Genomic DNA, 24,536 nt, shown 5'->3' on the forward strand with positions numbered 1-24,536 from the left:
AAGATAACTGATAAAAGAGAGCGACAAACGGGACTCGAACCCGCGACCCTCGGCTTGGGAAGCCAATGCTCTACCAACTGAGCTATTGTCGCAAATCGGATACAAAGGTATATCTTTTCTTGAAAAAAACACTCCGTATCCGGATTTCTTATTTATACATTAATATACTTTAACTTTTCTCGCCAAGGCTTTGCATTTATTCCTTAATGATTCCTGATCGGCATCCAACTTATCCCAACAAACCACCACTCCCATACGGCGCCCTACATGCGCTTCGGGCTTCCCGAAAATACGCAGATAAGTGTTCGTTGCCGCACAGACCTCCTCCTCGCCGGAATACTTCGGTGCTCCATGGCTTTCCACTTCCGAGAGGATGACCGCACTGGCTCCCATGCGTTCCTGTGTGATTTCCGGTATCGGCAAGCCTAAAACCGCACGGCAATGCAATTCGAATTCCGAAAGATTTTGTGTGCCCGCCAAAGTCACCATCCCCGTATCGTGCGGACGAGGACTCAACTCGGAGAATATCACACCTTCTTTATGGCTCAGGAAGAATTCTACTCCCCAAATCCCGGCTCCGGTCAGGGCACGCGTGATTTTCTCCGCCATATCCTGCGCATCTTTCAGCATTTCGGGAGAAATAGCAGCCGGTTGGAAACTTTCACGGTAATCTCCTCCTTTCTGTACGTGACCGATAGGCTGACAGAACAAAGTAGGCCCGTTCTGCTGGGTCACCGTCAACAGCGTAATCTCACTGTCGAAAGGAATAAACTGCTCTACGATGACTTCTTTCACATCACCACGTGCCCCCGCGCATGCATACTCCCAGGCGTGTGCCAAATCCGCGGGACTGTCCACCTTGCTCTGCCCGTGTCCGGAAGAACTCATCAAAGGCTTGATGATACAGGGGAATCCTATCACATCGGCCGCAGCCTTCAACTCATCATAAGTTTTGGCATAACGATAATCCGCCGTTTTCAATCCAAGTTCCGTATGAGCCAGTTCTCGGATTTCCTTTCGGTTCATGGTGAAATTCACAGCACGGGCACTCGGTACGACCTGAATACCCATCTTTTCGCAATCATACAACTTCTCCGTACGGATGGCTTCTATTTCGGGGACGATAATGTCCGGTTTATGCTTTTCCACTACGGCCATCAACGCATCCCCATCGAGCATGTGGAAGACCTCGCACTCGTCGGCCACCTGCATAGCCGGTGCATGTGCATACGAATCGCAAGCAATCACATACTGCCCCTTGCGTTGGCACGCAATGACAAACTCTTTTCCTAATTCTCCAGAGCCTAATAATAAAATTTTTTTCGTCATAAGAATATCTTAATTTATGCACAGACAATCATATCCCCGTTACTGGTGTTGCTCACGCAGAAGGTCGTTCACCGTTTTCACCGGATTGAACGTACTCAGCGGCACTTCCACAAACACCGTATTCCAATCACTCATAGCACCGTTCCACAAACCAGGCAACTCCAAAGCCTTGAGTTCTTTCCCGTTTTTGCTTTTATAAGAGATGAATCCTGTATTGCGGTCCACATAATCAGGCAAGTTAAACTTGTTTCCTTTATAATCCTTTACTGCACAAACCAAATCTACGGGATTGAAATGCGTCCCGTTCTTGAACATGGCCACATATTCTGGATTCCGGGTATCAATCTGACTGCTTTCGAGAATTTGCAACGAAACCGTCCCGTCGCTATTGTAAGCCAAGAAAGGACCGCCGCCAGGCTCTCCCACATTTTTCACCACGCCACAAACGCGCATCGGACGGTTCATTTTTTTACGCAAATAAATCACAAGCTCCGCATCTTCCAGTTCTTTCACATCCTCACGACGGCAGAAGAGCGTCTGCTGAACGAACCGGATGATTTCCTCTATATCCGCATGGCTATAGTCCCCACTGTCCAACTTACGCAAATAAGCAAAAGCTTTCTGTTGCAATTCTACCAGAATACCGGCCAACACCTGCTTGTAAGTAACCGTATCCCCTTTCAAACGATCCGGCACCACATTATCTATATTCTTCACGAAAACGACATCGGCCTGCAAATCATTCAAATTCTCGATAAGCGCCCCATGTCCGCCTGGACGGAACAAAAGTGTGCCGTCCACACGGAACGGTTCATTGTCCATCGTGGCAGCTAAAGTATCCGTCGCCGGCTTCTGTTCGGAAAATGTGACATGAAACGTCACCCCGTATGTTTTTTCATATATCGGGAGCTTCTCCTCCACCAATGCCTTGAACAAAACTTTGTGCTCTGCACTCACCGTAAAATGAACTTCAGCTTTTCCCTTGCTGGCAGCATACAAAGCCGCTTCTACCAGATGTTCTTCCAACGGAGTACGCGAACCGTTCTCATACCGGTGGAACTTAAGCAATCCTTTAGGCAACTGACCGTAATTCAATCCTTCCGGACGAAGCATGTTAGCCACAACCTTTTTATATTGGCCGGATGCCACCAAACCGTCAATCCCGCAACCTTCATTTTTCATGCAGGCTGCATCCAATTCATCATAGAATGCAAAATCACGAATCGCCGCAAAAAAGTTTTTTTCGAAATCTGTGGTCGGCACATCATATTCCGCATCCAGAAATTCGAACATATTCTTAAACATACGACTGGCCGCACCTGAAGCCGGAACAAACTTGCTTATTGCTTTTCCTTCTTCTTTATAAGCCTTCCACACCTCCTCATAATGCTTGCACTCTTCTGTCGAAGGAGCCAAAATACCATGAGCCAACGAAGCGGCCGCTTTCAACTTCAAAAATGGAAATCCTTTCTTAAAAATCTGCAATTGAGCCTCTATTTGCTCTTCGGTAATCCCCTTTCCGGCCAATAAGGCCTTGTCTTCTGCTGTCAACATATTATATAATCGTTTTAAACCTTCCCTAAAAAACATTCAAATATAGGCTTTTTTAAGCAAACAGGTAAACGTTTCAGCAAAAAAGTACTACCTTTGAAGAAAAATAGCGGATTATGGAACAGAATGCTTTTTTCTCCGCACAAGAAAAAGTGCGACTTGCACAGTTATACAGGGAACTTCTCAAACTTTCCGGCAATATACTTTATCCTGATGATTGCAAAAAGCTGAAGACTTATTTGCTTGAAGCGGTACGCCGTAACCTTATCCAAAGGAACGTGTTCGGCATGAACCCCATCCTCAACGACATGGAAACAGCCTTGATTGTGGCCTCTGAAATCGGACTGACGCGCGGAGCCATCCTCGGCATCATGGTGCACACCTGCGTACGTTGCGGCTATTGCACGACGGAAGACGTGGAAAGAGAATTTGGGGTAGATGTGGCCGGTATCATCAAGGGCCTGAACCGTATTTTGGAATTATACGATAAAAATCCAAGCGTAGAAAGCGAAAACTTCAGAAGCTTATTGCTGTCTTTTGCCGAAGACATGCGTGTGGTCCTCATCATGATAGCCAATCGTGTGAATATCATGCGCAAAATCAAAGACACGGAGAACAAGGAAGCCCAACGCAAGGTGTCGGAAGAGGCAGCTTACCTGTACGCTCCTCTGGCTCACAAATTGGGGTTATACCGCCTGAAAAGCGAACTGGAAGATTTGTCACTGAAATACTTAGAACACGATGCCTATTATTTAATAAAAGAAAAGCTGAACGCCACAAAAAAATCACGTGACGAATATATAGAGAAGTTCATCCGGCCAATCGACGAAAAGCTGAAAAAGGCCGGTCTAAGATTCCACATGAAAGGGCGCACCAAAAGCATACATTCCATCTGGCAGAAGATGAAGAAGCAGCATTGCGGAGTGGAAGGCATATACGACTTGTTTGCCATCCGCATCATTCTGGATTCTGCCCTCGAAAAAGAAAAAATGGAATGTTGGCAGGTCTATTCCATCATAACGGACATGTATCAGCCCAATCCTAAACGGTTGAGGGATTGGTTGTCCATTCCCAAAAGCAATGGCTACGAAAGTTTGCATATCACAGTCCTCGGACCGGAAAACAAATGGGTGGAAGTGCAAATCCGAACCGAACGGATGGACGAAATAGCAGAACGAGGATTGGCCGCACATTGGAGATACAAAGGCATTAAAAGCGGAGAAAGCGGAGTTGACGAATGGCTCAACAACATACGCAGCGCATTGGAGAATAACGACGACCTCCAACTCATGGACCAGTTCAAAATGGACCTCTATGAAGACGAAGTCTTCGTGTTCACCCCGAAGGGGGACCTGTTCAAGTTTCCCAAAGGTGCCACTGTTCTGGATTTCGCCTACGCCATCCACACCAATGTGGGCGACCATTGTATCGGTGCCAAAATCAACGAAAAAAATGCCCCACTCCGTCAAAAGCTAAACAGCGGCGACCAAGTGGAAATCCTGACCGCCAACAACCAGTCGCCCAAACAAGACTGGCTGAATTTCGTCGTAACCGGAAAGGCACGGGCCAAAATCCGTCAGGCCCTCAAAGAAATGCAAGCCAAGCAAGGAGCCTTTGCCAAAGAATTACTGGAACGCAAATTCAAAAACCGAAAAATAGAATACGATGAGCCAACCATGATGCACGTCATCAAAAAACTCGGGTTTAAAGTCGTAACGGACTTTTATAAAAGCCTGGCCAATGAAACGACGGACATCAACGAAGTGCTCGACTTATACACTGAACAACAAAAAATAGAAGCCGGACTGGCAGAACACACTCCGGCTCCCAGTGCAGAAAGCTATAATATCCCGTCGGAAGCCGAACTCAAAGCTAAAACAAACGACGATGTTTTGGTCATAGACCAAAACTTAAAGGGACTGGATTTCTCTTTGGCCAAATGTTGCCAACCGATATACGGGGACGATGTGTTCGGCTTCGTCACAGTGAACGGCGGCATTAAAATACACCGCCAAGATTGCCCTAACGCACAAGAACTCCGCAAGCGGTTCGGCTACCGTATCGTCAAGGCACGATGGGCCGGCAAGCGAGGCAGCCAATACCCTATCACGCTCAAAGTCATCGGGAACGATGATTTAGGCATCGTGAACAACATCACGTCCATCATCAGCAAAGAGGAAAAGATTTCATTACGGAGTATCAGCATCGACTCCCATGACGGCTTGTTCTCCGGCACACTGACCGTCATGCTTGACGATACAAGCAAACTACAACTTTTAGAAAAGAAATTGAAAACCATAAAAGGCGTGAAACAAGTGTCCCGCAACTAAAGCGGACACTTGTTTCGCACCTTATTCTTACCCTTCAATCTCACTTAATTCCCACCAACGCATGGACTTCTCGTCCAATTCGTCGTTGAGAAGAGGCAGTCGTTTGGATTTATCCGTCAATTCTTCCACAGACAGCATCCCGCTACACAAGGCTTCCTCTATATTTTTCTTCTCCGATTCGAGTGCCGCGATATCTTGCTCCAACATCTCCATCTCCCGACGTTCTTTAAACGTCATTTTACGCCTTTGTTCCCTCTGTCCTGTTCGGGAAGCTTTTTGCACCGGCGGCTCTTTTGTTTTTGAAAGCAGGTCTTTTTGTTGTTCGCGTTCAAACTTTTGTTTTTCTCCTTGCCATTCCCGATATTGCGTGTAATTGCCAGGGAAGTCACGCACATCTCCCTGCCCCTGAAATACCAAAAGATGGTCCACCACCTTGTCCATAAAATAACGGTCGTGGCTCACCACAATCACACAACCTTTGAAATTCCGCAAATATTCCTCCAATACCTGCAACGTGACAATGTCCAAATCGTTGGTAGGCTCGTCCAACACCAGAAAATTCGGATTCCGCATCAATACGGTGCAAAGATACAGGCGACGACGTTCTCCTCCGCTCAACTTATACACATAGTTTTGTTGGTCTTTGGGCGAAAACATGAAATGCTGCAAAAATTGCATGGCCGACAGATGTCGTCCTCCCCCAAGGTCGATATATTCGGCAATGCTCCTCACCGCATCGATGACTTTCATTTGTTCGTCGAAAGCTATCCCGTCTTGTGAATAATACCCGAACTTCACCGTCTCGCCCACGACGACCCGTCCGCAGTCCGGCTTCACCAAACCTAACAGAATCTTGATAAAGGTAGACTTGCCGGTACCGTTATTCCCCACGATGCCCATTTTCTCATACCGCGAGAAAGTATAAAAGAAATCTTTCAGGATGACTTTGTCCGCTCCGTAACTTTTGCTGATATAGTCGGCTTCGAAGATTTTACTGCCGATATAAGACGATTTCACCTCCAATGCCACACTCTGTTCCGTCGTTTTACGTTTAGCCACTTTCTCCAGTTCGTAAAACGTTTCCTTGCGATAACGCGCCTTATGCCCTCGGGCACAAGGCATGCGGCGCATCCAGTCCAATTCCGTACGATAAAGGTTGTTGGCACGCGCCACCTCGGCATTCGATGCGTCGATACGTTCCTGCTGTTTCTGCAAATAATAGCTATAGTTCCCTTTGTAAGTATACATGGTATGGTCGTCCAGTTCCAATATGACGGAGCAGACCCGATCCAGGAAATAACGGTCGTGCGTCACCATCAGCAGGCTCAACTTAGAACGTTTCAGATAACCTTCAAGCCATTCTATCATTTCCAAATCGAGATGATTGGTCGGCTCATCCAGAATCAGCAAATCCGGTTCGGTAATCAATACATTAGCCAAGGCCACCCGTTTAAGTTGCCCGCCCGACAGTGTGGAAATCTTTTGATTGAAAGAATGGATTTTCAACTGCGACAGGATTTGCTTCGCCCGGTTCTCGTAATCCCAGGCTTTTTCCTTCTCCATTCGGTCGAGAATCTCTTCCAAGCGAGGGTTCCCAGGCGTGTTCATACAATTTTCATATTCCCGTATCAAATTGGTCACGGCATTGCCATGGCTAAAACAAGCCTCGATGACCGTCAAATCGGGCGGATAAGAAGGACCTTGTTCTAGATAGCCCACATTCAAGTCGCGGCGAAACACCACACTTCCTTCGTCATATCCGTCTTTTCCTCCTATTATATTTAATAAAGTCGACTTACCAGTTCCGTTCTTAGCAATCAAGCCTACCCGTTGCCCTTCGGCAATGCCGAAAGAAATATGTTCGAACAACACACGGTCGCCAATACGCTTGGTCAAACCGTCCACCTGTAAATAAGGATTCACTAAAGCCATATTCCATCCATATAAATTGCCCGCGAATATAACGATTAATTATGAAACCCACAAAAAGAAACTTTAAAGTGGAAAACTTTCTGTTTTCAGTGAAAAAAAACGGGGAAGATGCGTGTTTTTTAGAAATTATTCATTACTTTTGCACCAACAAAATGCAAGATGACTGTAACCACACAGTTTTCTTTCTTTAATTACAACAAAGAAAATCCAATCAAAAGAATCCTACTTTTATTCTACAGATGAACTCTGTACAATACAAGAAAAGTACAACACATACTTACATATGCATAAGAAAAGTGAATTAGAAGCCATGTCTCAGGAAGAACTGATAGACATAGCAAAGAATTTGGGAATCCCCTCACCCAATGAAGACGACCGTATGGGGCTGATTTATCAAATCATAGACGAAGAGTCCATATTGTCCGCCTCACAAAAAGCCACTACAACGAAAACACCGCGCAAACGCGTCAGAGTGAGCAAGAAAGAAACCGACCGCGTATATAGTGCCTCGCAAGGCAACGGCGAGAACTTCGATATGAAGAAAAAGGAAGCTGCCCGCGACAACAAAGAAGAGGCAACGGAACTGAAAAATGAAAAAACGACTCCTGTAATCAGTCCCGAATTGGCAGACCTGCCGGTGGAAGCCATTGTGGAAAAAGAAATGTCTGACAACACGATAGAACAAAATGCAGAAGTTCTTGCTGCCCCTCTCCCCAAAAAGAGAGGACGGAAATCAAAAGCAGAAAAAGCGGCACTGGAAGCTGCTGCAAAATTAGCAGAGGAACAAGCCTCTGTTTTGTCGGACGATACAAATCAGCTTCCGGTTATGGATGAACCTATCACCGAAGTCCCGTTGGAAATCTTGCAGGATATTCCGGAGCAGCCTGTGGAAACAATTGACGATGCGACAGAAACTGAAGTTCCGGAAATCACAGAAAAAACAGAAACTGAAGCACCTTCTACAGAAAACTTCTTCGCAACAGACGAAAACGATTTCGTCGTGGTAGAAGACATACCCGTTATCCCGACAGAACCAACCATGGACGAGACGTATATGACCTACCCAAGCCAACAACCGGACATTACGTCGCACGGGCTTGCCGATACATATTCGTACGAAGCGTCAGAAAGTACCCCTGAAAAGGAAATCGCATTCCCTAAAATTTCCGAACCAACATACGATTTCGGAGACATCCTGACGGGCGAAGGGGTTTTGGAAATCATGCAGGACGGTTATGGCTTCTTGCGTTCCAGCGACTATAATTATCTGTCTTCTCCTGACGACATCTACGTAAGTACCTCACAAATCAAATTGTTCGGCCTTAAAACCGGTGATGTCGTAGAGGGGCCCGTACGCCCTCCGAAGCCCGGTGAAAAGTATTTCCCGCTCATCCGAGTGACGAAAATCAACGGTTGTGCTCCTAGCGACGTGAGAGACCGAGTGCCTTTTGAACATCTCACTCCGCTTTTCCCCGATGAAAAGTTCAAACTTTGTAAAGGCCATAACGACAACCTTTCTACACGCATCGTAGACCTGTTTGCCCCCATCGGCAAAGGACAGCGTGCCTTGTTGGTGGCACAGCCCAAAACGGGTAAGACCATCCTGATGAAGGATATTGCCAACGCTATCGCCGCCAACCATCCGGAAGCTTACCTCATCATGCTATTGATTGACGAACGTCCGGAAGAAGTAACAGACATGGCACGCACGGTCAACGCCGAAGTCATTGCTTCCACGTTCGACGAGCCGGCAGAACGCCACGTGAAAATAGCCGGCATCGTACTGGAAAAGGCCAAGAGGATGGTAGAGTGCGGACACGACGTGGTCATATTCCTCGACTCCATCACGCGACTGGCACGCGCCTACAATACGGTTTCTCCCGCCAGTGGAAAAGTTCTCTCCGGAGGTGTGGACGCCAATGCACTGCACAAACCGAAACGTTTCTTCGGAGCTGCCCGTAACATTGAGAACGGCGGTTCACTGACCATTATAGCCACTGCACTGATAGACACTGGCAGCAAAATGGACGAAGTCATCTTTGAGGAATTCAAGGGTACAGGGAACATGGAACTCCAACTCGACCGCTCACTGAGCAACAAGCGTATCTTCCCTGCTGTCAACATCGTGGCTTCGAGTACACGTCGCGATGACCTGCTGCATGACAAACAGACTCTGGATCGCATGTGGGTATTGCGTAAGATTTTGGCCGACATGAATCCGATAGAAGCCATGACGTTCTTGAAAGACCGGATTGAGCCAACCAAGAACAATGAAGAGTTCCTGATGAGCATGAATTCATAAAGCCCTCCGCACGAGGTCTATACTGGCTTACACAGATACAAGCGTTCCATCGTTTCCTTCCTTTCTGAAAACGATGGAACGCTTCTTATAGAATCCCAACCTGCATGTTCTGAGATTTTGAAAGGGGCTGTCAACGTTTCGACCTCAAGCGGTATTGTTGGGGAGACATGTGCTTCAAACGTTTGAAAAAACGTCCAAAATAAGACTGGTCTGGAAACCCAAGGCTCACACTAATCTCCTGTATACTTGAATTATTTTTATCCAACAATTTCATGGCTTCGTACATAAGGGTCTCGTCGATAATCTGTTTAGGCGTGCGCCCTATCATCCCCTTCGATATTTGAGTTAGGTATTTAGAAGAGATGCAAAGTTTACCGGCATAAAACTGTACTTCATGCTCACGCATCAGATGCTTATGAAGCAATTCCATAAAATTCCGAAACAGCTCCCGGGAACGAGAAGAATCCAACGACAACTTTGCCAGACGCACCGCCCCACACATCTCGTATGCCCCGTACACCAATCCGTTCACCAAACTCAGGACTAATTCACGGGTATACCCCCGACCATAGTCCCTTACCGCAAAACGAAATAACTCCCGGAAGTGTTCCACTAATTTACGATTCTCCGCATTCAGGGTCCAAACTACCTGTGTAAATAAAAGCAATAAAAAACGAGGCTCCATCCGTTCTGTACTTTCACGAATCATGGAAGGAGGAAAGACCATCAAAGAAACGGAAAAATCGGATGTAGAACGCAACTTTTTCAACGGTAATTCTGGACGCATGAAAAGCATCTGATGCCGATCCAAGACATATTCATTTTCACCTATAACCACGTTGGCTTTTCCCTTCTCCACCATCATGAGCACACACTTGTCTACAACCAATCCATTCTCTACAGTCCAACCCAACGAAGTTCTATAATAGAAACACTCCTGAAGCAACAATGTACGTACTTTATCTCCCATAAACAGAAATCTTTCGTTAATAGAAACCAAAATTAAGTAGAATATTCCTAAAATGCAAGGTTACTTCCCAAAATGAACAAAACAAACGTATTTTTAATACACATAAACTCGTTCAGTTTATGTACTTTTGCACCGTTTTTGAGATTATTATTTTATTAATTAGTTATGAATAGAGGTATTAAGACTGTTGCAACGACAGCATTTTGCTGCTTGGTTGCATTAACGGGTTGCAACAAGCAACAACAAACAATGGACATGGGATCATCTTACAAGACCATGACCGTAAAAACAGATTCCAGAGTTTTAAAATCGCTTTACAGTGCCACTATCCAAGGACGCCAAGACGTGGAAATTTACCCCCAAGTCGGTGGTACGCTCCAAAAACTTTGTGTACAGGAAGGCGACCGTGTAAAAAAAGGGCAGACGTTGTTCATCATCGACCAAGTACCATATCAGGCAGCCTTGAATACGGCCGAAGCCAACCTGAAAGCAGCGGAAGCAGCTGAGGCTACAGCCAATTTGACTTTTAAGAGCACGCAAAAGCTATTCGAGCAAAAAGTCGTATCGGATTTTGACTTGCAGAAATCAGAAAACAGCCTACTGAGTGCCAAAGCAGCCGTGGCCCAAGCCAAAGCCCAAGTTGTGAACGCAAGAAACAACTTGTCATATACCGTAGTAAAGAGTCCCGCTGACGGAGTTGTAGGCCAACTTCCCTACCGTCAAGGTACATTAGTGGGCAGCTCAATGCCACAACCGCTCACCACAGTGTCTGACAATAGCGAGTTATATGTGTACTTTTCTGTCAATGAGAATGACTTACTCAACATGACACGCCAATACGGTTCACTCGAAGAAGCAGCCAAAAAGATGCCGCCCGTGAAACTGATTCTCAATGACGGCAGTGTATTGCCCGACAGTGGGCACGTAGAGTCCATCAGTGGAGTCATCAACACCAGTACGGGTACGGCACAGGTGCGCGCAGCATTCCCCAACACTTCCAACATGCTGCACAGCGGAGCCAACGGTAACGTAGAAGTTCCGGTATTCTACAAGGATGTAATTGTCATCCCTCAGGCTGCCACATTTGAGTTGCAAGACAAAGTTTTGGTTTACAAAGTCGTGGACGGAAAGGCACAAAGTGCCAACATCGAAGTGGCTCCCAACAACAACGGCACGGAATATATCGTGACCAACGGACTGAGTGTAGGTGATGTCATCATTGCTGAAGGTGCAGGATTAGTACGCGAAGGTACACCGGTCGGCACAGCCACTCAAGCAAATGCAACACAAGGTGAAACACAGAAACAAGATAAATAAGAGAGTATTACTAATTAAGCAAAACAATGAAAGGTAACATATTTATTAAACGCCCGGTGATGGCATTCTCCATCTCCATTCTTATCCTTATCGTAGGATTTATTTCACTGGGCACCCTGCCGGTTGAGCAGTATCCCGATATTGCTCCCCCGACAGTACGAGTATCAGCCTCCTATACGGGTGCCAGTGCCGATGCCGTGATGAAAAGCGTCATCCAACCGTTGGAAGAAGCCATCAACGGTGTGGAAAACATGACCTACATGGAATCGACCGCCACCAACTCAGGCTCGGCCGATATCTCCATATATTTTAAACAAGGCACTGACCCCGACATGGCTGCCGTCAATGTGCAGAACCGCGTGAGCAAGGCGCAAGGCTTACTGCCGGCGGAAGTGACCCGTATCGGTGTGACTACCACAAAACGCCAAACAAGTTTCTTGCAAATTGGTGCCTTGTACAGCCCGAGCGGGCGCTACGACAAGACTTTTATTGCCAACTACCTCGACATCAACGTCGTGCCACAGATTAAACGTATCGAAGGAGTAGGAGACGTGATGGCCTTGGGTGACACATACAGTATGCGTATTTGGTTGAAACCGGATGTCATGGCTCAATATGGCTTAGTTCCATCCGATGTGACAGCCGTGTTGGGTGAACAGAACCTGGAAGCCCCTACCGGCTCGTTGGGTGAAAATTCCCAAAACACATTCCAGTTCACCATGAAATACAAAGGTCGTCTGAAAAGCATCGAAGAATTCCAAAACATAGTTGTACGCTCCATGCCCGATGGTAATGTATTGCGTCTTAAGGACGTAGCCCGTGTGGAATTGGGTACACAATCCTATGCTTTCGACAGTAATGTAGACGGCCATCCGAGTTGTACGTTCATGGTATTCCAAGTAGCCGGCTCTAACGCCACGGAAGTAAACGAAAACATCGCTAAACTGTTGGAAGACATCGAAAAAGACCTTCCCGAAGGTTTGGAATTCATGACGATGATGAGTTCTAACGACTTCCTTTTCGCTTCTATCCATGAAGTGGTAGAAACCTTGGTTGTGGCCATCATCCTTGTAATCCTCGTGGTTTACTTCTTCCTACAGGATTTCAAGAGTACGTTGATTCCCTCCATCTCCATTATCGTATCTCTCGTGGGTACGTTCGCAGCCATGCAAATGGCCGGATTCAGTATCAACATCCTGACCTTGTTTGCCTTGGTGTTGGTCATCGGTACGGTAGTGGACGACTCCATTGTGGTGGTCGAGGCTGTGCAAGCTAAATTTGACGTGGGCTACACGTCCCCCTATTTGGCCACCAAAGACGCCCTTGCCGACGTGACGATGGCCGTTATCACCTGTACCCTCGTGTTTATGGCCGTATTTATCCCTGTGACTTTCATGGGTGGGACCTCAGGTATCTTTTACACTCAGTTCGGTGTGACCATGGCTGTAGCCGTAGGTATTTCCTGTTTGAACGCCTTGACCCTGTGTCCTGCACTTTGCGCCATGTGGATGCGTCCCGCTAGCGGCAAAAAAGGGAAAATGAGCATCAATGGCATCGTGAAAGCTGCTTATAATGCCTCTTTCAATGCCATGATGGCTAAATATAAAAAGGGAGTCATGTTCTTCATCCACCAACGTTGGCTCTCGTGGAGCACGTTGGTAGTGTCTTGCGTGCTGTTGGTCTACTTCATGAAAACCACAAAGACAGCCTTGGTTCCGCAAGAAGACCAGGGAACCATGATGGTAAACGTCAGCATGTCTCCGGGAAGCAGCTTGGCCACTACCAACAAAACCATGGAGAAGATTGAAAATATCATCAAGCAAATCCCAGAGATAGACCATTATTCAAAAATTTCCGGTTACGGTTTCATTGCCGGACAAGGAACGTCTTATGGTTCATTCATCATCCGTCTGAAAGATTGGAACGAACGTACAGGAGAAGGACAAGACGCTAATTCGGTCATGAACAAACTGAACTTCATGCTGCAAAGCATTAAGGAAGCCCAATCCTTTACTTTCCAACCGGGTATGATTCCGGGTTACGGTATGGGTAACAGTATAGAAATGCACTTGCAAGACCGCGTGGGTGGCGACCTCGATGCTTTCTACCAAAACACAATGAAGTTTATTGCAGCTGCCAACCAATGTCCGGAAGTGGCCATGGCTTACACGACTTTCAACCCGAAGTTCCCACAATATGAAGTCAATGTAGATGCAGCCAAATGTAAACGTGCAGGCATTTCCCCGTCCGAAGTATTGAGCGTATTGGGAGGTTATTGCGGTGGTATTTACGCATCCAACTTCAACTTGTTCTCTAAAGTATACCGTATCATGATCCAAGCCGACCCCAAATACCGCTTGGACGAGCAGTCGCTAAACAACATCTTTGTACGAATCAACGGCGAGATGGCCCCCATCAGCCAGTTCCTGAGCGTCAAGAAAATGATGGGGCCGGAAATCACAAACCGTTTCAACTTGTTTGATGCCATCACTTGTAACATCAACCCGGCACCGGGATACTCTTCCGGTGAAGCCATGAAAGCCATAGAAAAAGTGTTTGAAGAGACTATGCCAAACCGCTACCACTATGAATACGGTGGTATATCGCGTGAGGAAAAGCAAACCGCAGGCTCAAACGACACGGTATTCATCTATGTGCTCTGCGTCGTGCTCATCTTCTTGATTCTGTCATGTCTTTATGAAAGCTTCTTGGTTCCTTTGGCCGTTATCCTTTCCGTGCCGTGCGGTTTGATGGGCTCGTTCCTCTTTGCATGGCTCTTCGGCTTGGAAAACAACATCTACCTGCAAACAGGTGTGATCATGTTGATTGGACTTTTGGCTAAGACCGCCATCCTTATCACGGAATTTGCATCGGAACGCCGCCGCCAAGGCATGGGTATCGTAGAAGCCGCTTACGCTGCGGCACAAGAACGCCTCCGCCCGATTTTGATGACGGTATTGACCATGATATTCGGTATGTTGCCCCTGATGTTCGCTTCGGGTGCCGGAGCCAACGGTAACAGTTCTCTGGGTACGGGTGTTGTCGGCGGTATGTTGATTGGTACGCTCGCGTTGCTTTTCATCACCCCGGTATTCTTCATCGTATTCCAGTATTTGCAGGAAAAGGTTCGTCCGCCTATGCATAAGGAAGGTAACATCCAAATCATGGCAGAACGCCAAAAGAGTTTGGAAGAACGTAGTGCATTTAATAGCGAAAAAGATAAAAAATGAAAAAGATAATTATGACCATGACCACAGCTGCTCTGTTGAGCAGTTGCGGTCTATACAAGAGCTACGAACGCCCGGCCGACATCCAGACGGACGGCTTGTACCGCAGCGACAACACTCAAAGCGGCGACTCATTGGGCTTAGCCTCATTCGCATGGAGAGAAATCTTCACGGATCCCCAACTGCAGACCCTGATTGAAAGAGGGTTGGCACAAAACACGAACTTACGTAGCGCCCAACTGCAAATCGAACAGTCCGAAGCCTCGCTGAAGGCTGCCAAATGGGCTTATATCCCTAGCCTCGCTTTCGCTCCGCAAGGGTCATTGGCCGGTGTGGATTGGGGAAAAGCCACACAGACATACACGATTCCTGTGTCGGCTTCTTGGCAAATAGACATCTTCGGAAGCCTGCACAATGCCAAAAAGCGTGCAAAAGCCCAACTTGAAAACAGCCATGCCTACAAGCAGGCCGTACAGTCGCAACTGATTGCGGCAATCGCCAACTATTACTACTCGTTGGCCATGCTGAAAGACCAGTTGGCCATCAGCCAGGAAACGGAAAAGCTGTGGAAGGAGAACGTCGAAACCACCCGCGCTTTGATGAATGCCGGCCAAAGCAACATGGCAGCCGTGTCGCAAACGGAAGCCAACTACTACAGCATCTGCACCCAAATCACAGACTTAAAACAACAAATCAGCGATTTGGAAGATGAATTTTCTGCCCTGTTAGGCGAGGCTCCGCAAAAATATGCCATCGGCTCCATGGACAACTGGAAAGTCCCGACCCGCATGTCTGCCGGTATCCCGGCTGCCGCATTGGCCAACCGTCCGGATGTGAAACTGGCCGAAACCCAGTTGGCCGTAGCCTACTACGCCACCAATGAGTCGCGTGCGGCTTTCTATCCTGGTTTGAACCTGAGCGGCGCAATCGGTTGGACGAACGACCTCGGTACCATACCGGTCAATCCGGGCAAATGGATATGGAATGCCATGGCTTCGTTGACACAACCTATTTTCCAGAACGGAAAGTTGCGTGCGCAATATAAAATCTCAAAAGCACAGCAGGAACAAGCCAAACTCTCATTCCAACAGACCTTATTAGATGCGGGAACTGAAGTGAACGCAGCTCTTACCAAAATACAGGCTACCGGAGAGAAAGACGGTTTGTACACCAAACAAATAGCCTCTTTGGAAACGGCCGTAAAAAGCACGCAGGCGTTAATGATGAACTCATCGACCAACTACCTGCAGGTGTTGACTGCCCAACAGACCTTGCTGACGGCCCAGATGTCGCAAATCAGCAACAAGTTCAGCCAGATACAGGCAGCCATCGAATTGTATCAGGCTTTGGGCGGAGGTTACGACGAATAAAGCAACTACCTCTTTTTATAAATCAAGCGAAGACGGCTTCCGGCCAATGAATCCGGAAGCCGTCTTCGTTTCTACATGCATCCCACCCCATCCAAGACATACGGCAGAATCCATATCTCCGATCCGACACAACTAACGCACAAAAAATCCCGATAGCCACTCGCTACCGGGATTCACCATATGCATTCCGACGCTCCTATCAGAAAGGCAGGTCATCCTTGGAATCTCCTGCCGAGAAATCGACAGGTGCCGCATCCGGAACCGGCGGAAAAGGAACCTGTCCAACGGGAGCGTCTGCCGCAGTTGCCGCACGCTCTACCTTCCATGCACGGATACTGTTGTACCAACGCCCTTGATACTCTCGCGCATCAATATCAAACGATACGGTAAGCTGGTCGCCAATCTTAATGGCAAACTGCGCTATCTTGTCTGCTCCGAAAACGTCAAAACACATCTTTCTGGGATATTGTTCTTGGGTTTCCAACACATACTCCTGCACTTTCCACTCCGAACCGGTACGTTGGGAAACACCGCCCCGCTCAGGCAACACGGCAATAATTTTTCCTGTAATTTCCATATTTCTACATTAACTGTTTAGTGATGCGAAATTACAACTTATTTTCTACTTTCTCGAATTTTAATTTATTTTTTTTGTTCCGTTCTACTTAAATCCGTAAATTTGCTGAATATAATTCTAAAAATACCACATCATGAAATTTATCGTATCAAGTTCTGCCCTTTTCAACCGTTTGCAGACTATTGGACGTGTCATAAATTCAAAGAATACGCTCCCCATCTTGGATTGCTTCTTATTTGAAATCCAAGATAATATACTCACCATTACGGCATCAGACAGCGAAACGACGCTGATTACCAGTTTGGAACTCGTGGAAAGCGATGCCAATACCCGTTTCTGCATCAACGCCAAAACCATCCAGGACTCCATGAAAGAAATTGCGGAACAACCCCTTTCTTTCGACATCAACCCAGACAACATGGAAATCACGGCCAACTACCAGAACGGACGTTTCAATATCGTGGGACAAAGTGCCGACGAATATCCGGAAATGAATCTCCCGCAGGAAGATATGAAGGGCCTCGTCATACCGGCCGAAACGATGCTCAACGGCATAAACCGTTGCCTGTTTGCCACAGCCGATGACGAATTGCGCCCGGTGATGAACGGGGTATATTTCGACATCCAGGCAGACAACCTGACATTTGTCTCTACCGACGGTCACAAATTGGTGCGCAACAGAAACTACACCATCAAAGGCGACCAACCCGCCGCCTTCATCCTTCCCAAGAAACCGGCTACGATTCTGAAGAACCTCCTCCCGAAAGAGTCGGACGATGTCACGTTAAGGTTCAATGAGCGTAATGCTTACATTACCATGGAATCTTCCCGGATCATCTGCCGCCTTATCGAAGGACGTTATCCGAACTATAACTCCGTCATTCCGCAAAACAACCCCTATCGGGTCACAGTGGACCGCCTTACTCTGTTGAGCGCACTGAAACGCGTATTGATATTCTCCAACCAGAGCAGTGCTTTGATCAAGTTGCATTTGGAAAGTAACCAGTTGGTAGTTTCCGGACAAGACATCGACTACTCCACCTCAGCCGAGGAACGCGTGCCCTGCGAATACGGAGATTCTCCGATGAATATCGGTTTCAAGGGCACGTTCCTCATCGACATACTGAACAATATGGGGGGAGAAAACGTCATCATCGAACTGGCCGACCCGAGCCGGGCGGGAGTCATCGTGCCGGCTGAACAGGAAGAAAATGAAGATCTGTTGATGCTGCTGATGCCTATGATGCTGAACGACTAAAAGAATAAAAATGAAATTAAATCTGAACAACCCCGTCGTTTTCTTCGACTTGGAAACGACGGGCATCAATATCACAAACGACCGTATCGTAGAATTGTGCTACATCAAAGTATACCCTAATGGCAATGAAGAATCCAAAAGCATGCGAATTAATCCGGAGATGCACATTCCGGAAAGTTCTTCGGCCATACACGGTATCTATGATGAAGACGTGGCAGATTGCCCCACCTTCAAACAGGTAGCCAAAGACTTGGCCAACACCATCAAAGGTTGCGATTTCGCCGGGTTCAATTCCAACCGTTTCGACGTACCGATGTTGGTCGAAGAATTTCTTCGGGCGGGCATAGACATAGACATCCGCAAGCGTAAGTTCATCGACGTACAAAACATTTACCATAAGCTCGAACGCCGGACGTTGAGCGCCGCATACAAATTCTATTGCGGAAAGGATTTGGAAAACGCCCATTCTGCGTTGGCCGACACACGAGCAACATACGAAGTCCTGATGGCACAACTGGACCATTATCCTGAAGACTTGAAAAATGACGTGGCATTCCTGTCCGACTTTTCCAAGATGACGGATAATGTGGATTTTGCCGGACGAATGGTTTATGACGAGAATCATGATATCGTGTTCAACTTCGGCAAATACAAAGGAAAAAAAGTCGCCGACGTATTACGTACGGATCCCGGATATTACAGTTGGATTCTGCAAGGTGACTTCGCACGTAACACCAAGCAGATCTTAACCCAGATTCGTCTGGACATGAACAAGGCATAAACCGGCATGGAAACATTAAGAGGTAAGAAAATCGTATTGGGAATCACGGGAAGCATCGCGGCCTACAAAGCCTGCTACCTCATCCGGGGATTGATTAAAAGAGGAGCCGAAGTACAAGTGGTTATCACTCCGGCAGGCAAGGAATTCATCACGCCCGTCACCCTCTCCGCACTGACTAGCAAACCCGTGGTCAGCGAATTCTTTTCCGGACGCGACGGGAGTTGGCACAGCCATGTAGCACTCGGGCTTTGGGCCGATGCCATGGTGATTGCACCGGCTACGGCCTCGTCTATCGGCAAGATGGCTCACGGCATAGCCGACAATATGCTCATCACGACCTACTTGTCCATGAAAGCTCCCGTTTTCGTGGCTCCGGCAATGGATTTGGACATGTTCGCCCATCCTTCCACGCAGCAGAGCCTCGAACGCCTCCGTAGTTACGGCAACCACATCATTGAGCCTGCCTGCGGGGAATTGGCCAGCCACTTGGAAGGCAAAGGACGCATGGAGGAACCTGAAAATATTATCAAGGTCCTGGAAGGCTACTTTTCTGACAGACAAGACTTGCAGGGGAAAAGAATCCTGATTACAGCAGGCCCCACGTATGAAAAAATAGACCCCGTAAGGTTTATCGGCAACTATTCATCGGGCAAGATGGGAATCGCCTTAGCCGAGGCTTGTGCCCGACGCGGCGCAGAAGTCACGTTGGTTTGCGGCCCGACACCCCTCGGCACCACGCAGGCGGGCATCCGGCGAATCGACGTAGAGTCGGCCGAAGACATGTTCCGCGAAGCCACGGCGCACTTCCCGGAATCGGATGCAGCTATCTTATGTGCAGCCGTGGCCGACTTCACGCCTGCACAAACTTCCGACCGCAAAATCAAACGTGAGTCAGAAGACCTCGTCCTGCATCTGAAGCCGACACGCGACATAGCCCAAGCGCTCGGCCAGATGAAACGTAAAGAGCAGAGACTCATAGGCTTTGCCCTCGAAACCCATGACGAGACGGCACACGCGCACGAAAAACTGGAACGGAAGAACCTTGACTTCATCGTGCTCAATTCGTTGAATGACCCAGGAGCGGGCTTCCGTCATGACACGAATAAAATAACCATCATCAGCCGGACTGATTCCGTGGTCTATCCTCTGAAAAGCAAAAAAGAAGTGGCGGCCGACATTGTCGACCGGCTCGTGTCCTCTTTCTAACTTCGGATGAATATGCATGACGTACGCAGACACATAGCCTCCAGTCTTAAAATCATGGCCCTGACGGCATGTTTCCACATTGCAGCCCCTACTGCGGCACAGGAACTCAATGCCAAAGTGACCATCAACCGTTCCCAAATCTCCAACACGACGGAAGCCGTATTCGAGGCGTTGCAGAACTCCCTGACGGCTTTCATCAACGAAAGGCAATGGACCGGGATGACATACGAAGAAAAAGAACGTATCAACTGCACTTTCAGCATCACGCTGAAAACTTACAGTGAAACAGACAATTCATTCACGGGTTCGATACAGGTGCAGAGTACACGTCCGGTGTACGACTCCAACTATTCGACGACGGTGTTTAATTTTCAGGATGAGAATTTCAACTTTACTTTTCAACAGTTCGACCAATTGGAATTCCGGCCGGAACAAGTGGACAACAACCTTACGGCTGTCATCGCCTACTACGCCTACCTCATCATCGGATTGGACATGGATACGATGGCTCCGCTCGGCGGTTCCGACATCCTGCAAATGGCCATGGACGTAGCCAACAATTCGCAAAACTTGGGCTATGCCGGATGGAAAGCTTTTGAAAACGACCGCAACCGCTTTGCCATTATCAATGACTATCTGGACGGAGCCATGGAACCGCTCCGGCAACTGGAATACAAATACCACCGCCTGGGGTTGGACCGCATGACGGAAAATACCGATACGGCACGCATGGCCATCACGGAATCCATGGAAATGCTCAAACAAGCCCGCGACCAAAAAAGCATGAGCGCGCTCCCCGTCATATTCACCGACATCAAACGGGATGAGTTGGTCAGCATCTACAGCGGAAAGGGCACTGCGGAAGAACGTGAGAAAGTATATAATATCGTGTTCGCCATCAACGCTTCACAAAGCAATTATTGGGAAAAACTCAGAAAATAAGGATATGCTGAAATCTTTATTCATTCAGAATTACGCATTAATAGACACATTAGACATCCGGTTCGAGCCGGGATTTTCCGTCATTACCGGGGAAACCGGTGCCGGAAAGTCCATTATCCTCGGTGCCATCGGCCTGCTGCTCGGTCAGCGCGCAGACAGTAAATCCATTAAAAACGGCATGTCGAAATGTATCATCGAAGCCGTTTTCGACCTGAGTGCCTACGGCATGCAGGGGTTCTTCGAACGCAATGATTTGGAGTTCGACGGAAAAGAATGTATCGTCCGCCGTGAAATCACGGCATCCGGCAAGAGCCGGGCGTTCATCAACGATACACCCGCTCCCGTGAGCCAACTCAAGGAATTGGGAGAAATGCTCATCGACGTGCATTCCCAACATCAAAACTTGTTGCTGAACAAAGAGAACTTCCAACTGAATGTCATCGACATCCTGGCCGGAGACAAAGATGAACTGCAACAATACAAAAGACTGTACACGGCTTACAAGCAGACGGAAAAGTCGTTGCAGCAGGCTCGGCAAGCCGCAGAACAAGCCCGTACGGAAAAAGACTATATCACATTCCAACTGGAACAATTAGAGAACGCCGCATTGAAAACCGGAGAACAAGAGGAACTGGAACAAGAGGCCGAAACGTTGGCACATGCTGAAGAAATCAAACAAGCCTTATATCAAGCGGAAAACCTTTTGGACAATGAACAAAACGGTATCGTCAACGTTTTGAAGGAAACGACCCATCTTTTGGATAATATAGGAAAAGTTTATCCCGATGGCAATGAATTGGCATCACGCATGGAGTCCTGTTACATCGAACTGAAAGACCTTGCCGGCGAGATTGCCGGACGCACGGAACAGGTCGAGTTCAATCCGGAACGTCTGGAATACGTCAACGAACGGCTCAACACCATCTATGACTTGCAACAGAAACATCGTGTGGACACGTTGGACGACCTTCTGCGAATAGAGGAGGAATACCGCGAAAAGCTCAACGCCATTACACATAGCGACGAACATATACAGGCCTTGCAACAACAATGCGACCAAGCCCTTGAGGCGATGAAGAAACAAGCAGGCAGACTGACCTCGCTACGGCAAAAGGCAGCTTTGGTCGTGGAAAGGCAGATGAAAGAAAAACTCATCCCGTTGGGCATCCCGAACGTCCAATTCAAAGTGGAACTCACTTCCAAAGAAGTACCGGACGAGACAGGAACCGACAAAATAAACTTCCTTTTCAGTGCCAACAAAAACGGCCAGTTGCAACCTATCTCCCAAGTGGCATCGGGGGGTGAAATCGCACGCGTCATGCTTTCGCTGAAAGCCATGATTTCCGGGGCGGTCAAACTGCCTACCATCATTTTCGACGAAATAGATACCGGCGTCTCCGGCAGCATCGCCGAGAAGATGGCACATATCATGCAGGAAATGGGGGCACTCAACCGGCAAGTCATCAGCATCACCCATCTGCCCCAAATCGCGGCTCTCGGCAGCACGCATTACAAAGTTTACAAGGAAGACCACGCGGAAGGTACCAGCAGCCATATCGTCCAACTGGACGAAAAAGGACGCGTGGAAGAAATCGCCCACATGTTGAGCGGTACCACACTGACCGATGCGGCCATCAATAACGCTAAAGAATTGCTTAACCAATCCTATAGAAAATGAAAAAGATCATATTTATATTGACCTGCCTGTCTACCTTGGGTAGCCATCTGGTTGCCCAAAATCCCAAATGGTTCAAAAAGGCGGCAAAAGCACAAATCAGCATCGTGACCATGAATGAAAAAGGAGACATGCTGCAATCCGGCAGCGGCTTTTTCATCGGCAAGGATGGAACTGCCTTAGCCGATTACCAACTGTTCAAACAAGCCAGTAAGGCCAAAGTCGTCAGTGGAGAAGGAAAGGAATACGAGGTGGAAGCCATCATCGGGGCTAGCTCATTATACGATTTGGTGAAATTCCGGGTAAAAACCGACAAGGATACTCCGGCACTGACCATTTCAGACCGTATGGGCGTGAAACATGAACACGTCTACGTCCTTCCCTACCCGACAAAAGAAAACAAAATGTGTGTGAACGACACTTTGCACGACATTCAGAAATTCAACGAGAAATACGGTTATTACACCTTAGGCCGGCCATTGGACGAAAAGTACTTGAACAGTCCGGTCATGGATGAAGAAGGCGAAGTTTTGGGAATGATACAAAGGAAAGCCGACGCCTCTGCCACAACTTCCTACGCTGTCAGTGTCGCATACGGTAACACTCTTTGCACCGATGGCATGTCTTCGGCCGACAACGACTTAAATGCCATCCGCATCCGTAAGGCATTACCGGCCGATGAGGCGGACATACGCACGTTCCTGTTCATGACGGCCTCCCGTTCGGACTCTGCCACCTATAGCCAATACCTGAACGATTATATACTGCAATTTCCTAAAAGCAGCGAGGCTTACACGCAACGGGCTGATTTCTACATGGCACACGGCAACTATGCAGCCGCCGAAGAAGACATGAAAAGTGCCCTTGAAGTAACGGAAAAAAAGGATGAAACCTACTATGCGTTCAGCAAACTGCTTTACGAATTGAACCTGAAACCAGGCTATCAGGTTTATAAGGACTGGAATTTAAACCATTCGCTCACTCTTGCAGAAGAAGCTTATAAGGCCAATCCTTTACCCCTTTATATCCTTCAGGAAGGTAACACACTCTACGCTTTGAAAGAATATGAGAAAGCCTGCGAAAAATACCTTTCCTTACGGGAAACAAACATGCGTTCGGCCCAAATCTTTCTCTATGCCGCACAGTGCAAAAGAATGGCAAAAACAGACACGCTGCAAATACTGGCCCTTCAAGACAGTGCTGTGGCTTGCTTCAAGAAGCCTTATCCCAAAGATGCCGCTCCGTCCCTATTGGAACGCTCTAATACCTTGCTTGAATTGGGACGTTACCGTGAAGCCATTGCCGACCTGAATGAATATGAGCACTTAATGAGTAATGAGCTGACAGCTTATTTCTATTATAGACGCGAACAGGCGGAAATGCAGTGCCGCATGTTCCAACAAGCAGTAGATGACATCGACCGGGCCATCCGCATGGAACCCAAGGAACCGCTCTACCATGCAGAACGCGCAGTTGTCTACTACAGGCTCGGGGAATTCGAGGAAGCACTCAAGTCGGCTCAAAAGAGTGCAGAACTAAATCCCAAGTTCGGAGACGCCTATCGTTTAGCGGGAATTTGCCAACTCAGATTAAACCAACGTGAAAAAGGCCTGTCCAATTTGAAAAAAGCAATCGAATTGGGCGACGAATCCGCACAAGCCATTTTAGCCGAAGAAACCCAACCATAAACTTATCCTTCTTTCCTCCTACCCATATAAGGCCATGTTTTTGACGAAGCATGGCCTTATACTTTTTAAGTATAGTTCACA

15 protein-coding genes, 1 tRNA gene and 2 pseudogenes are annotated in these 24,536 nt (G+C 47.6%); 11 read left to right on the forward strand and 7 right to left on the reverse strand.

Annotated elements, in window-relative coordinates; genetic code table 11:
• Positions 1–19: 19 nt before the first annotated feature.
• From HMPREF9442_RS02835 to HMPREF9442_RS02845, 3 genes are all read right to left on the reverse strand, one after another.
• Positions 20–92: transfer RNA gene (locus HMPREF9442_RS02835), tRNA-Gly, on the reverse strand.
• Positions 93–159: 67 nt separating this feature from the next.
• Positions 160–1,329: a formate-dependent phosphoribosylglycinamide formyltransferase gene (gene purT, locus HMPREF9442_RS02840; RefSeq protein ID WP_008625155.1), complete on the reverse strand. Its 1,170-nt coding sequence runs from the start codon at positions 1,327–1,329 to the stop codon at positions 160–162.
• 39 nt (positions 1,330–1,368) lie between these two features.
• A complete protein-coding gene (locus HMPREF9442_RS02845; RefSeq protein WP_040602535.1) occupies positions 1,369–2,883 on the reverse strand; it encodes a DUF4301 family protein in 1,515 nt (504 codons plus the stop codon).
• Between the two features lie 113 nt (positions 2,884–2,996).
• Between HMPREF9442_RS02845 and HMPREF9442_RS02850 the strand changes: the two genes are divergently transcribed.
• A complete protein-coding gene (locus HMPREF9442_RS02850) occupies positions 2,997–5,210 on the forward strand; it encodes a RelA/SpoT family protein (protein ID WP_008625157.1) in 2,214 nt (737 codons plus the stop codon).
• 27 nt (positions 5,211–5,237) lie between these two features.
• Here HMPREF9442_RS02850 and HMPREF9442_RS16965 read toward each other — a convergent pair.
• Together HMPREF9442_RS16965 and abc-f are read right to left on the reverse strand one after the other, a co-directional pair.
• Positions 5,238–5,456 (reverse strand): annotated as a pseudogene (locus HMPREF9442_RS16965) (ABC transporter C-terminal domain-containing protein); the annotation flags it as partial.
• Positions 5,457–5,557: 101 nt separating this feature from the next.
• Positions 5,558–7,142 (reverse strand): annotated as a pseudogene (abc-f, locus tag HMPREF9442_RS02855) (ribosomal protection-like ABC-F family protein); the annotation flags it as partial.
• A 283-nt stretch (positions 7,143–7,425) separates the two neighbouring features.
• Between abc-f and rho the strand changes: the two are divergent.
• Positions 7,426–9,444 (forward strand): transcription termination factor Rho, encoded by a 2,019-nt coding sequence (rho, locus tag HMPREF9442_RS02860; RefSeq protein WP_008625160.1) that lies wholly within the window; start codon positions 7,426–7,428, stop codon positions 9,442–9,444.
• A gap of 130 nt (positions 9,445–9,574) precedes the next feature.
• On the opposite strand, the gene HMPREF9442_RS02865 is transcribed toward rho, so the two are convergent.
• A complete protein-coding gene (locus tag HMPREF9442_RS02865) occupies positions 9,575–10,414 on the reverse strand; it encodes a helix-turn-helix domain-containing protein (protein WP_008625161.1) in 840 nt (279 codons plus the stop codon).
• Between the two features lie 165 nt (positions 10,415–10,579).
• On the opposite strand from HMPREF9442_RS02865, the gene HMPREF9442_RS02870 reads away from it, so the two are divergent.
• The 3 genes from HMPREF9442_RS02870 to HMPREF9442_RS02880 are packed head-to-tail and all read left to right on the forward strand — an operon-like array spanning position 10,580 to position 16,328.
• Positions 10,580–11,731 carry an efflux RND transporter periplasmic adaptor subunit gene (locus tag HMPREF9442_RS02870; RefSeq protein ID WP_008625162.1) on the forward strand — a complete coding sequence of 384 codons (1,152 nt, stop codon included), beginning with the start codon at positions 10,580–10,582 and terminating at the stop codon, positions 11,729–11,731.
• Between the two features lie 26 nt (positions 11,732–11,757).
• A complete protein-coding gene (locus HMPREF9442_RS02875) occupies positions 11,758–14,961 on the forward strand; it encodes an efflux RND transporter permease subunit (protein ID WP_008625163.1) in 3,204 nt (1,067 codons plus the stop codon).
• The gene (locus HMPREF9442_RS02880; RefSeq protein WP_008625165.1) at positions 14,958–16,328 is read left to right on the forward strand and encodes a TolC family protein; all 1,371 of its coding nucleotides are present in this window, start codon (positions 14,958–14,960) and stop codon (positions 16,326–16,328) included. Before HMPREF9442_RS02875 ends, HMPREF9442_RS02880 begins: the two co-directional genes overlap by 4 nt.
• A gap of 199 nt (positions 16,329–16,527) precedes the next feature.
• On the opposite strand, the gene HMPREF9442_RS02885 is transcribed toward HMPREF9442_RS02880, so the two are convergent.
• Entirely contained in the window at positions 16,528–16,905 is a 378-nt protein-coding gene (locus HMPREF9442_RS02885) for a DUF3127 domain-containing protein (protein WP_008625166.1), read from the reverse strand.
• A 133-nt stretch (positions 16,906–17,038) separates the two neighbouring features.
• Here HMPREF9442_RS02885 and dnaN point away from each other — a divergent pair, with 133 nt between their 5' ends.
• Genes dnaN through HMPREF9442_RS02915 form a run of 6 tightly spaced genes read left to right on the forward strand, consistent with a single transcriptional unit; the run spans position 17,039 to position 24,455 of the window.
• Positions 17,039–18,163, forward strand: a complete 1,125-nt coding sequence (dnaN, locus tag HMPREF9442_RS02890) for a DNA polymerase III subunit beta (RefSeq protein ID WP_008625167.1) — start codon at positions 17,039–17,041, stop codon at positions 18,161–18,163.
• A 10-nt stretch (positions 18,164–18,173) separates the two neighbouring features.
• The gene (locus HMPREF9442_RS02895) at positions 18,174–18,944 is read left to right on the forward strand and encodes a 3'-5' exonuclease (protein ID WP_008625168.1); all 771 of its coding nucleotides are present in this window, start codon (positions 18,174–18,176) and stop codon (positions 18,942–18,944) included.
• 6 nt (positions 18,945–18,950) lie between these two features.
• Complete coding sequence (gene coaBC, locus HMPREF9442_RS02900; RefSeq protein WP_008625169.1) at positions 18,951–20,150, forward strand: bifunctional phosphopantothenoylcysteine decarboxylase/phosphopantothenate--cysteine ligase CoaBC; 1,200 nt, start codon at positions 18,951–18,953, stop codon at positions 20,148–20,150.
• Between the two features lie 54 nt (positions 20,151–20,204).
• A complete protein-coding gene (gene porD, locus HMPREF9442_RS02905; RefSeq protein WP_040602536.1) occupies positions 20,205–21,092 on the forward strand; it encodes a type IX secretion system protein PorD in 888 nt (295 codons plus the stop codon).
• Positions 21,093–21,096: 4 nt separating this feature from the next.
• The gene (recN, locus tag HMPREF9442_RS02910; protein ID WP_008625171.1) at positions 21,097–22,770 is read left to right on the forward strand and encodes a DNA repair protein RecN; all 1,674 of its coding nucleotides are present in this window, start codon (positions 21,097–21,099) and stop codon (positions 22,768–22,770) included.
• Complete coding sequence (locus HMPREF9442_RS02915; RefSeq protein ID WP_008625172.1) at positions 22,767–24,455, forward strand: serine protease; 1,689 nt, start codon at positions 22,767–22,769, stop codon at positions 24,453–24,455. Before recN ends, HMPREF9442_RS02915 begins: the two co-directional genes overlap by 4 nt.
• Positions 24,456–24,536 lie beyond the last annotated feature (81 nt).

The sequence above is a fragment of the Paraprevotella xylaniphila YIT 11841 genome, from assembly GCF_000205165.1.
Taxonomy (GTDB): Bacteria; Bacteroidota; Bacteroidia; order Bacteroidales; family Bacteroidaceae; genus Paraprevotella; species Paraprevotella xylaniphila.